Annotated in this window: 10 protein-coding genes; 7 read left to right on the top strand and 3 right to left on the bottom strand. The window is 54.1% G+C overall.

Going from position 1 to position 10,832, the window contains the following annotated elements; genetic code table 11:
- Positions 1 to 236 precede the first annotated feature (236 nt).
- From HW443_RS07170 to HW443_RS07145, 6 genes are all read left to right on the top strand, one after another.
- Positions 237 to 1,547, top strand: coding sequence for a formylmethanofuran dehydrogenase subunit B (locus HW443_RS07170; protein ID WP_176238020.1), 1,311 nt, complete (start codon positions 237 to 239; stop codon positions 1,545 to 1,547).
- Positions 1,499 to 3,127, top strand: a complete 1,629-nt coding sequence (locus tag HW443_RS07165; protein ID WP_176235754.1) for a formylmethanofuran dehydrogenase subunit A — start codon at positions 1,499 to 1,501, stop codon at positions 3,125 to 3,127. The genes HW443_RS07170 and HW443_RS07165 overlap by 49 nt, the downstream gene beginning before the upstream one ends.
- Positions 3,118 to 4,014 (top strand): formylmethanofuran--tetrahydromethanopterin N-formyltransferase, encoded by an 897-nt coding sequence (fhcD, locus tag HW443_RS07160; protein ID WP_176235753.1) that lies wholly within the window; start codon positions 3,118 to 3,120, stop codon positions 4,012 to 4,014. The genes HW443_RS07165 and fhcD overlap by 10 nt, the downstream gene beginning before the upstream one ends.
- The gene (locus HW443_RS07155; RefSeq protein WP_176235752.1) at positions 4,007 to 4,828 is read left to right on the top strand and encodes a formylmethanofuran dehydrogenase subunit C; all 822 of its coding nucleotides are present in this window, start codon (positions 4,007 to 4,009) and stop codon (positions 4,826 to 4,828) included. The genes fhcD and HW443_RS07155 overlap by 8 nt, the downstream gene beginning before the upstream one ends.
- 88 nt (positions 4,829 to 4,916) lie before the next feature.
- A complete protein-coding gene (locus HW443_RS07150; protein ID WP_219857230.1) occupies positions 4,917 to 5,783 on the top strand; it encodes a RimK family alpha-L-glutamate ligase in 867 nt (288 codons plus the stop codon).
- A gap of 89 nt (positions 5,784 to 5,872) precedes the next feature.
- Positions 5,873 to 6,583, top strand: coding sequence for a (5-formylfuran-3-yl)methyl phosphate synthase (locus HW443_RS07145; RefSeq protein WP_176235750.1), 711 nt, complete (start codon positions 5,873 to 5,875; stop codon positions 6,581 to 6,583).
- Between the two features lie 76 nt (positions 6,584 to 6,659).
- On the opposite strand, the gene HW443_RS07140 is transcribed toward HW443_RS07145, so the two are convergent.
- The 3 genes from HW443_RS07140 to HW443_RS07130 all read right to left on the bottom strand — a co-directional run bounded on the left by HW443_RS07140 (position 6,660) and on the right by HW443_RS07130 (position 9,732).
- Positions 6,660 to 7,340, bottom strand: a complete 681-nt coding sequence (locus HW443_RS07140) for an amino acid kinase family protein (protein WP_176235749.1) — start codon at positions 7,338 to 7,340, stop codon at positions 6,660 to 6,662.
- Positions 7,341 to 7,543: 203 nt separating this feature from the next.
- Positions 7,544 to 8,605, bottom strand: coding sequence for a hydantoinase/oxoprolinase family protein (locus HW443_RS07135; protein WP_176235748.1), 1,062 nt, complete (start codon positions 8,603 to 8,605; stop codon positions 7,544 to 7,546).
- 26 nt (positions 8,606 to 8,631) lie between these two features.
- A complete protein-coding gene (locus HW443_RS07130; RefSeq protein WP_176235747.1) occupies positions 8,632 to 9,732 on the bottom strand; it encodes an ATP-grasp domain-containing protein in 1,101 nt (366 codons plus the stop codon).
- A 273-nt stretch (positions 9,733 to 10,005) separates the two neighbouring features.
- Here HW443_RS07130 and HW443_RS07125 point away from each other — a divergent pair, with 273 nt between their 5' ends.
- Positions 10,006 to 10,752, top strand: a complete 747-nt coding sequence (locus HW443_RS07125) for a HisA/HisF-related TIM barrel protein (protein ID WP_176229710.1) — start codon at positions 10,006 to 10,008, stop codon at positions 10,750 to 10,752.
- Positions 10,753 to 10,832: the final 80 nt, after the last annotated feature.

The raw sequence follows: 10,832 nt of genomic DNA, 5'->3' as shown, positions 1-10,832 counted from the left end.
TGTTGTGGCTCAATTAAAGAAATTGCCCTACATATTGAACCAAGATTCTTAAGTATCGCTGTAGGGCTAATTGGTCACTATGGTCTCATCACCCACGAACCATAAAAACATTTAGTCTATTTTTTACGTAGGGTAAAAAGAATTCCTGGATCTGCCTGGCGGGGAGGCAGCTATCCCTTTAACATCTTGCGATAGCGAAGCCAGAGGGTAGGGTGAATGAAAGGAACTAAAAACTGATGAGAGTAACCAGCGTGGTCTGCCCCTTCTGTGGAGCACTCTGTGATGATATAGAGATTGAGGTCGAGGGTGATGTTATAAAGGGCGTCAAGAGAGGATGTGCCCTTTCCAAGAGTTTCTTCCTCAGCCACGCCGAGGACCTGAGCCATCCCCTGGTCGAGGGGCTGGAAGTGGAGTTGGAGGAGGCGGTGGAGGAAGCTACTCGCATTCTGGCCAGGGCGGACTATCCCCTCATCTATGGTCTAAGCTGTACCACCATTGAGGCCCAACGAAAAGCAATGGAACTGGCTGATCTCCTGGGGGCTAACATTGACAGTACTTCCTCTATCTGTCATGGTCCTACGGGAATAGCCATGCAGATGGTGGGCGTGGCTACCTGCACTTTGGGCGAAATCAAGAACAGAGCTGACCTTCTGGTCTTCTGGGGCTGCAACCCTGCTGAATCCCATCCTCGTCACTTCAGCAGATACTCCGCCCTGGCCAAAGGACTCCTCACCCCGCGTGGGCGAAAGGATCGTACGGTGGTAGTTGTCGATGTCCGCCCTTCCGCCAGCTCTCACACCGCTGACATTTTTCTTCAGATCAATCCTAACGGAGATTTCGAATGTCTGTGGGTCCTGCGAGCCCTCCTGGAAGGGGAAAAGGTGGATCTGGAGGAGGTGAGCGGCATAGCGGTAGAGGAACTGCGGGAACTGAGCGAGAGGATGAAAGGGGCCCGCTTCGGAGTTCTTCTCTTCGGCATGGGTCTGACCATGACCAGGGGTAGACACCTTAATGTGCTGGCTGCGCTCACTCTGACCCGCGATCTCAACCAGTTCAGCAAGTTCGCTGCTGTTCCCATGAGGGGGCACGGCAACGTCTCCGGCATCGATGCCCTGTCAGCCTGGCAGACCGGCTATCCCTTCGGCGTCAATTTTAGTCGGGGCTATCCTCAGTATAATCCGGGTGAGTTTACCACCGTGGATATTCTGGCCAGAAAAGAGGTGGATGCAGCCCTGATTATTGCCTCCGACCCCTATGCTAACCTGCCCAGGCGGGCGGCCCAGCGGCTGGAGGAGATTCCCACCATTGTCATGGACCCCAAGAGAAGCAAGACGGCCCAGATTGCCAGGGTAGTAATTCCCACGGCTATCTCCGGCATCAGCGCCGAGGGCACCGCCTACCGGATGGATGACGTCCCCCTGCGGCTAAAAAGGCTTATTTCATCACCCTACCCTCCCGACCATGAGGTCCTGGATGAAATTATAAGGAGAGTCAAGAAATGTTTAGGATATCAGGAGGAGAGGTCTATGACCCTCTCCATGGCATAAACGGCGAGAAAAGAGATATCTACGTCCGAGATGGTAAGATAGTCGCGCCCGAGGATGTGGATCAAAAGCATCTAGAGGTCATCGATGCCTCTGGCCTGGTGGTAATGGCTGGAGGAGTGGACATCCACAGCCATATTGCCGGCTCCAAGGTCAACATCGGCCGCAAGATCAGACCAGAAGACCATCGGCGTGATCCGGTCCCCCGCAGCCAGGTGACCCGCTCCGGCGTGGGCTATACCGTGGGAACTACCTTTGTTAATGCCTACCGCTATGCCAGGCTGGGCTACACCACAATCATGGAAGCCGCGGTTCCCCCTCTAAAGGCCAGACATACTCACGAGGAGCTCATGGATACCCCACTCATCGATAAAGGCTGTCTGATCCTCATGGGTAACAACAACTTTATCCTCAGACATATCGGCTCCGGGGATTACGACAAGATAAGAAATTTTGTCTCCTGGCTTCTTCATGCTTGCAAAGGGTATGGAATCAAAGCGGTCAATCCCGGAGGTATAGAGAACTGGAAGTGGGGCAAAAACGTAGCTGGCCTGGATGATCTGGTGATGGGCTACGGGGTCACTCCCCGACAGATCATCACCACCCTGATTCGGGTAAACGAGGAGCTTGGCCTTCCCCATCCTCTCCACCTTCACTGCAACAATCTGGGCCTGCCCGGCAACTACCAGACTACTCTGGAAACCATGAAGGTTGCAGGGCAGTCCAGACTTCATCTGACTCATCTTCAGTTCCACAGCTATGGTGGGGAGTCGATGAGGAATCTCTCCTCCCAGGCCCCGGTCCTGGCAGAATACATCAACGAACATGAGAACCTCAGCATTGATGTGGGACAGATCATCTTCGGAGAAGTGACTACCATGACTGCCGATGGACCCTGGCAATATACTCTTTACCAACTCTCCCACAATAAATGGGCCAATAGTGATGTAGAGTATGAGACAGGAGCAGGGATTGTTCCCTTCCTCTTTAAGCGGGACAATCCCATTCATGCCACCCAATGGGCTATTGGTCTGGAGCTTTTCCTTTTGATTCAGGATCCCTGGCGAGTTATTTTGACCACAGACCACCCCAACGCTGGGCCCTTCTTCTTCTATCCCCAGATTATTAAGCTCCTCATGGATAAGAAATACCGGGATGAAATGCTTGCATCGGTCCACGAGCGGGCCTCCTGTACCCTTTTGTCTCAGATTGACCGGGAGTATAGTCTTTATGAGATTGCCATCATCACCCGAGCTGGGCCAGCGCGCCGGCTGGGGCTGCGCCATAAAGGCCATCTGGGCGTGGGCGCGGACGCCGATATTGCTATCTATCCAAAGGAGGTGGACGCAGAGTGGATGTTCTCCAACCCCCGCTATGTCTTTAAGGATGGGCTTCTGGTGGTCAAGGACGGCCAGATTGTTACAGATTATATGGGAAGGAGCTTGTTGGTGGAGACGGCCTGGGAGGAGAGCATTGCGGAGGAAATTGGAAAGGAATTTGACCGCTTTTATAGCATCTCTTTGGAGAACTATCCTGTAGAGCTGGACTACCTGCCCCGTTATGAGGTGATCCCATGCAGGTAAATGGTGTAGAGATCGAAGATACCTTTGCTGAGGCTTTCCGTATGGTGGGGAGCCGCATTCTGATCACCGCATGTAGCCGCCAGTGGGCTCTGCAGGCGGCCACCACCATGACTGGTTTTGCTACCTCGGTCATTGGATGCGGCTGTGAGGCTGGCCTGGAGAGGGAGGTGGAACCTGAGGAGACCCCCGACGGAAGGCCGGGGACCAGCGTCCTTCTGTTTGCCATGTCTAAAAAGTCCCTGGCAGACCAACTTATCAAACGCATCGGCCAATGTGTGATGACCTCTCCCACTTCAGCCTGTTATAACTTTCTTGAGAGCAGCGAGACCGTTCTTGTGGGAGGAAAGCTTCGTTACTTCGGAGATGGCTACCAGATCTCCAAGCTCCTGGGGGGCCGCCGTTTCTGGCGCATTCCAGTCATGGAGGGTGAGTTTTTGATAGAGGAGAGCTTTGGAGTTCAGGAAGCCGTGGGCGGGGGAAACTTTCTCATCCTGGGCCAGGATCTAGAGTCCACCTTAAGAGCAACCGAAAGAGCTGTGGCCGAGATAGGGAAAGTCCGAGGGGTGATCACGCCCTTCCCCGGCGGCATCGTAAGGAGCGGAAGTAAAGTCTCCTCCAAGTATAAGTTCCTCCGCGCCTCCTCCAACACTCCCTACTGCCCTACTATTAGAAGTCTGGTAGATTCTCAGTTGTCCGAGGCAGTCAATTGTGTTCTGGAGATTGTCATCGACGGGCTGGAGAAGACAGAGGTAGGAGAGGCTATGAGAGTGGGGATCCGGGCCGCCTGTCTCCCCGGCATCGTACGTATCTCAGCTGGAAACTACGGGGGAGCTCTGGGACAGTACCACTTTTACCTGCGGGACATCCTGGGAGGCACTCTTGGATAAAGTTATCCTTCGACTGAAAGAGAGATCAAATATCCCGGTCGAGGCTGAAGCTATCTGCCCTGACCTCTTCCTTACCAAAAGTCAGCAGGAGATCGAAGAGCTCGCCCTCTATTACGGTAACAAGGGCAGACGACTGGGAGATTTTTTCCAGGTCCAGGGAGAGAGGTCGGATAACATTGTCATTGAGGGAGAGATACCCAACTTTAAAAAGATAGGCCAGGGCATGAGCCGGGGAAATATCCACATCCAGGGGGATGTGGGCATGCACCTGGGAGCTTTGATGAAAGGGGGCCGGATTCTGGTAGAAGGAAATGTCTCGGACTGGCTAGGAGCAGAGATGGAGGGGGGTAGCATCCGGGTCAAGGGCAATGCCGGCCACCTGGTGGGAGCGGCCTACCGGGGCTCCTCCCGGGGTATGCGGGGAGGAGAGATCATTGTGGAGGGAGATGGGGGAAGCGAGGTGGGCGAGCTTATGCGCCGGGGCCTCATCGTCATAGGAGGCCGGGCAGGGGACTTTGTAGGAGCTTTCCTCATAGCTGGTACCATCGTCGTTCTCGGTCCTGTGGGCCTGCGGCCAGGGGCTGGTATGAAGCGGGGCACCATTGTGGCTTTCCAGGAACCAGATCTTTTGCCTACTTTTCATTACAACTGTCTATGCCAACTCTCTTTCCTCCGGATCTACCTGCACCACCTGCGAGAAGAGGACCTGAACATTCCCCAGGAATATCTGGGTGGGTTTTATAAAAGGTACAACGGAGACACGTTGGAGCTGGGCAAAGGAGAGATATTGGTGTGGGCGGGCCAGGTCGCTTGAAGGTCAGACTATGAAGTTAGGGCTGTTTGGTCAACCAAGAGAGACCAGGTCTTTTCAGAATAGATGCTCGGAGAGGGGGGTGAGCTTTTTGAAGGTAGGTATTCTGGCTTGCAAGGTCAGTTGGCACGTTCAGTCTCTTCTGAACGCGCTGGGCCAGCGGGGTGTCGAGGCCCACTCCTTTCCCATCACCCGCTTTGTGGCCCACATAGGAGGAAAGCCTGTCGTAAAGTGCCACGGGATAGGCCTGGATGATTATAGGGGTCTTTTGGTCAGGATAATCCCCTGGGGCTCCCTGGAGCAGATCATCTTCCGAATGGACGTCCTTCACCATCTGGAAGATATGGGCATTCGCATTGTTAATTCCCCCTCTACTATTGAAAAAACGGTGGACAAGTACTACACTTCGGCCATCCTGGAGAGCCAGGGCATTCCCACCACAAGGACCGTAGTTACTGAACGCTTTGAGGAGGCTATGGCTGCCTTTCAGGAGATGGGTGATCTCATCGTTAAGCCCCTTTTTGGTGCTAACGGTCGGGGCATGGTCTGGGTCTCCGACGAGGATATAGCTTATCGTACCTTTCGGGCCCTGGAGCTGGGCCGTTATCTCTATTACCTTCAAGAGTACATTCCCCATGCTAACCAGGACATCCGTGCCTTCGTGGTGGGTGGTCAGGTAGTAGCCGCCATGCTGCGTCGGGGGAGGAACTGGAAGACCAATCTGACCAGGGGGGGCCGGGGCGAGGCCCTGGTTCTGGAGGAGGAGACGGAGGAGTTGGCCGTGAGAGCTGCCCAGGTTTTCAGAGCTGACTACCTGGGTGTGGATATCCTTCGCTCGCTGGATGGGCGCTCCTACGTGGTGGAGGTTAACTCCATTCCCGGTTGGGAAGGTCTGCAGAAGACCACCGAGGTGGACATTGCCGGGGCCATCGTGGATCATGTTCTGAAAACTCTTTGAGAGTTGCTTTTCCTGGCCATAACGGAGATAGGTAGACAAATGGATAGCAAAGGGAACGAGGAGTACAAAGGAGTATACGTTTTCAAGACATGAAGCTGCTGGTTAGTGTGGTAAATGAAGAAGAGGCCCGGGAGGCCCTGGCCGGAGGAGCTGATATCATCGATGTTAAGAATCCCCTGGAGGGCTCCCTGGGGGCTAACTTTCCCAAAGTTATTCGAAGAGTAGTGGAGCTGTCCTTCGGCTTTGAGGTGAGTGCCGCCATAGGAGACATGCCCAATCTGCCAGGAACCGCATCTCTGGCCGCTCTCGGAGCAGCCAGCTACGGAGTGGACTACATTAAGATAGGCCTCATGGGTCCTCAAAATGCTGGTGAAGCTATCTATCTCATGCAGCGAATAACCGAGACTGTCCGAGAGGCCAATTCTCGAACCAGGGTTATCGCGGTGGCCTATGCTGATGCCAGGAGAGTGGGATCTCTAGACCCTTTGCTCCTTCCCCAGGTGGCCCTGGCTGCCGGTGCTGATGGCTGCATGTTGGACACAGCAGTAAAAGATGGTAGCTCTCTCTTCGACTTTCTGGACCTCGATACTCTGCGAAAATTTGTCAGAGAGGTTCATGACCAGGGCTTCCTGTGTGCTCTGGCGGGCTCCTTAAAGGCTGAGGATCTCTCTTTGGTCTGGGAACTGGGAGCTGATATAGCCGGGGTGCGCGGTGCGGCCTGTATAGGAGACAGAAGAGAAGCCAGGGTGGCCAGAGAGAAGATCTTGTCTCTAAGCTCCTGCGTGCCCAGAAGGCGCTGACCTTACGACCATCTGGCAAGAGAAGGTGCTTGTGCTATAGTGGGCAAAGCCAAACTCGCTTTCAGCAGGACATAGGTTACAGAATCTCGGTCCCCAGAGTGCTTCCCCTTAGGAGAAGCTCTTCGATCCGTTGGGGATGGAGTCCACTGATGAGCCAACAGGCTATCTTTTTCCCTTTCTTTATCCTTTCTTGCCAAAGAGTGGCAAAATACTCATCTAAACAGGCGTAAGAGCTGAGCTTCTCCCCTTCCACCCGGTCCAGAAATTTGGCCCCCTTTTCTTTTTTGGGATCGGAGGTATAGACCCCATCTACATCTTTCAGCAAAACGAACATCTCCGCCTCTACCTGAGTAGCCAGATAGAGAGCAAGGGAATCCGAAGTCACCCGCCAGGAGTGCTCCAGGGGGTTGAGAAGGGAAAGAAGCTGGAAAGGTAAGAGTATGGGTAGTTTTCCCGCCACCAGAGCCTCTGCCGCCTCTCGGAGGCTTCTCACCGGGACGCTTCCTGGGGTCAGGTCATGGAGGAGATAGCCGTACTGGTCCATACCCAGGATGGCCATCCAGTGAGCCACCTCCTCTGCCAGGCTAAACTTCAGATAGTTTTCCCTTACCACATCGGCAAAAGGGCCTCCTCCGGGGATGATCAGGAGCTGGTGAATAGGAGCGAGAGTGGAGATTTTTTGGCAGAGCTTTTCCAGTATCTTACTGGAACAGAGGCTCCCTCCTATCTTGAGTACCGCTCTGACTGATAGCTTCATTGTTGATCCTGTCTGTGACGAGCCCTTAAAGGGATTCATGTGATGGACATATCCTGCCAGCGGGAACAAAGCAGCTGGACTTCGTGGCTTTGTTTAGAGAATACTTGATATTTTCACCATTTGCGGGTGATGTTACCCTTATGAAAAACTGCGTAATAGACCCAGAGTATCATTTACCATCTTCCAGGCACAATCAAAATCGCCTACCTGATCCTATCCTTTAGCAGATGAGCCACCGCAAAGGCGGGTGTGGCCAGGCGGCAATCCCGGCCCCACTCCTTCTCCAGATCAATAACCTTTAAACCCAACCTCTCGACCGAGCGGCGGGCCAGAAAACTTCCCAGGCCAGTGGCGATAGCCGGCAGATCCTGGTGGCTTCCCTTTAAGGAGATGTAGCTCTCTTCCAGGGCTGAGAGGACCTGGGAAAGGGCTTCAGTAATCTGTTGGACCTGCCGCTCCATTATATAGATAGCCATCTGATCAATGGACTCCGGACCCAGCATCTCCGCATCGGCACAGACTACCCGGGCCAGGCGCTCCCGGGCCGATCCCGGATCCTTCCCCCTCCCGTCAGGAGTAGGACAGACATAATCGGATTCGGAGATCAGACCTAAGATGATATAGACATCGCCACTGATGGCGAAGTACTCCGAGGAAACCCGGCACATTCTGCCACCCACGGGTACTTTAGAGACCAGGGCACTTACGGGTGTCCGCAGGACACCGCTATAGGCTAATTCACCGGCGATCAACCTCTCCAGGTCATTCTTCCCTCGGGCCAGGACTTGCCCTTCCAGGATAGGGATGATATCGGTAGTGGTGCTGCCCACATCCATGAGAAGACCACTCCTGTACCGGCTGGCCAGGAGTAGGGCAGTGGCCATCCAGTTGGCTGCTGCTACCCGCAGAGGATCTTCTTTGGCTTCCAGGGAGCTGACAAAAGAGCCATCGACACTAAAAACATAGAGAGGAATTTCCGGAAAAGCCTCCTCTAAAGAGTCCAGGATGAAAGCTACCCCTTCTCTCTTAGTACAGAAAATATCGGAAAGTTCTGCCGTCATGGTTACGGCCATGGCCGAGGGACGGTCTCCCTGGATTCGGGAGAGGGCCATCCGACGTAGCAGGGAGCTCAATCCCTGTTTATCCCGCCAGATCTCAAAATATTCACTGGAGATAGTTGCCTCCTCTATCTTTCCCTTTCTCAACCCCAGAAAGGCGACCTTGGTATTGACTCCGCCGATGTCCCAGCCGATGATTACTTTCATACCTTCTCCCTACTCTGCGATCCTGGTTATCTTCCTCTATCTCTTCCGTCATTTCTATCCTGCTCCTTCCTCTGGCCGTGAGCCAGCACCTCAGCTAAAAGGTCTTTCACGGAAAAACTTGCCGAACCCCTAAGGTTAATCTTCTGGGGCAACCTTCCCAGACATACGGCCCCCAAAATGGCCCCGGCCAGGTTCAGATTCGTCAACCTGCGCAGGGCCAGATAGGAAGTGGTAAGTCGAGGATTTATCTCCACCAGGAAAGCCTCTTTATCGGTAAGCACAAAGTCCATGCCCACATAGCCCCGCAGGCCGGGAATTAGAGAGCAAGCCCGGCGGGCATGGCCAAAAGCCCGTTCTGCCAAAGGATGCTCCAGAGGAACAGTCCCACCCAGGTATTGGAGCTGAAGTCCAATCTTCATCTCCTGGTGGTTCAGGCTGAGAGGGAGTACCTCTCTCCCATCACAAAGGAGAGAGACGCTGGCATGTTCTCCCTCTATGTACCTCTGCAGGATATATCTCCGAAGAGGGTGGCCGGGTCCATGTTCACTGTCCCTGATTTTCTTCAGAATAGCCTCTATCTCCTCCTGCTGGCTGGCCAGAAATATTCCTTCACAGCCCACTCCGTCCACCGGCTTCATGATCAGGGGAAACCCCAAATCTCGTACCCCGTCTTTCCAGAGGTTAGTAGGATCCACTATCACCGTCTCAGGGGTAGGCAGGTCAGCCTGGTGGAGTAGCAGGTAGGTAGCCATTTTGTCAGCGGCTACTTGCACTGCCTGGGAGGAGGGACCCAGAAGAATCTTCCCGCTTTTCTCCACCTGTTCCGTCAGACGGGCCAGGACTCCATCTGTCTCCGGAGCTATTAGAAAGACAGCGTCGTTCTCCTCCACTAGAGAAGAGAAGACATAGTCGAAACCTCCCTGCGGCACCAGGACTGTCTCATGGGCCGGGAGTGCACCAAAGTCCAAGCGGAAATCTTGGGAGACAATAATGTGGTGTTCCCCTAGCCGGGCGAAGTCGGCTACGATGGCGCGCAGCATAGCATAGCCCTCGGCTAAAAGGGATGAGGGAGCCTCTTCATCAACCAGGCCTTCCCCGCCGATAAATTCATGGATGAATATCTTCATGTCATCCCTGTGGAGCTATCCTTTCCTGCTATCTTTTGGTTTCCCGGTACCTTTTGACCCAATGCTTGCTGCACTGGAAACTTCCACTAGTTATTCATTATACTTGAGTTCGGAGCGATCCTGGATGCCTACGGGCCAAGTACTTACGAGGGGGCAAGGGTGGAGGGGCCCCGACTGTCATTGTGCAATCTAACACAGTGGACGGGGGCTGGGCAATCTAAAAAGAACATAGAAGTGTCCACAGATATTGGGACAATTACGTAGGGGGAAAATATGCGTGTGATTCCGGTCATCGATATCAGGAAGGGACTGGCGGTCTGGGCAGTGGCAGGTAGAAGAGAGGAGTATCGCCCTGTATCAAGCTGTCTTGTTGAGGGGGCCGACCCACTCCGACTGGCCCAGGCTTTTCGAGAAAAGCTTGGGCTCGAGGGACTCTATGTAGCCGACCTGGATGCTATCCAGGGAAAGGGCCATAACTATGAAGTGATAGCCGCCCTGGCTCAACAAGTCGGGCCCGCTGGCCGGTCTGGGGTTCAACTCATGGTAGATGCTGGCACTACCAGCCTGGATTCAGCCCGCCGAGTCCTGGCCCTGGGAGCCAGCAAAGTAATCATTGGCTCCGAGACTCTCCAGAGTTGGAGTCTTCTTGAGGAGATAGCAAGCAGTCTGGGTCCAAACCAGGTGGTTTTTAGCCTGGACCTGATGGAAGGTAAGATCCTCTCGCCGGCGAGGGAGATCCGGGAGCTCAGCCCCGAGGAACTAATCATGAGGGCAAGGGCTCTGGGTCTCAGGGAGCTCATCGTGTTGGAACTGCGGACTGTGGGCAGTGAGGCGGGACCGGATCTGGGATTTCTGAAGCTGATGGTTGCCTCGCCAGCCATAGAACTTATTGCCGGAGGAGGGGTACGAGATGTGAATGACCTCCACGGACTTGAGGGTATCGGGATAAAGGCTGCCCTGGTAGCCACCGCTCTCCACAAAGGGAGAATAGGCCGGAAGGATCTGCAAAAGCTGGCCTAAGACCTATAGATTCCTGGGCCGTTTTCCCGACTTCCGCACTTATTTTAAAAAACACCTCTTCAGAGGCGCTCGCCAATCAG

The sequence above is a fragment of the Candidatus Hakubella thermalkaliphila genome (assembly GCF_013281975.1).
GTDB classification, from domain to species: Bacteria; Actinomycetota; Humimicrobiia; order Hakubellales; family Hakubellaceae; genus Hakubella; species Hakubella thermalkaliphila.
This window is presented reverse-complemented; position numbering and strand designations above follow the sequence as displayed.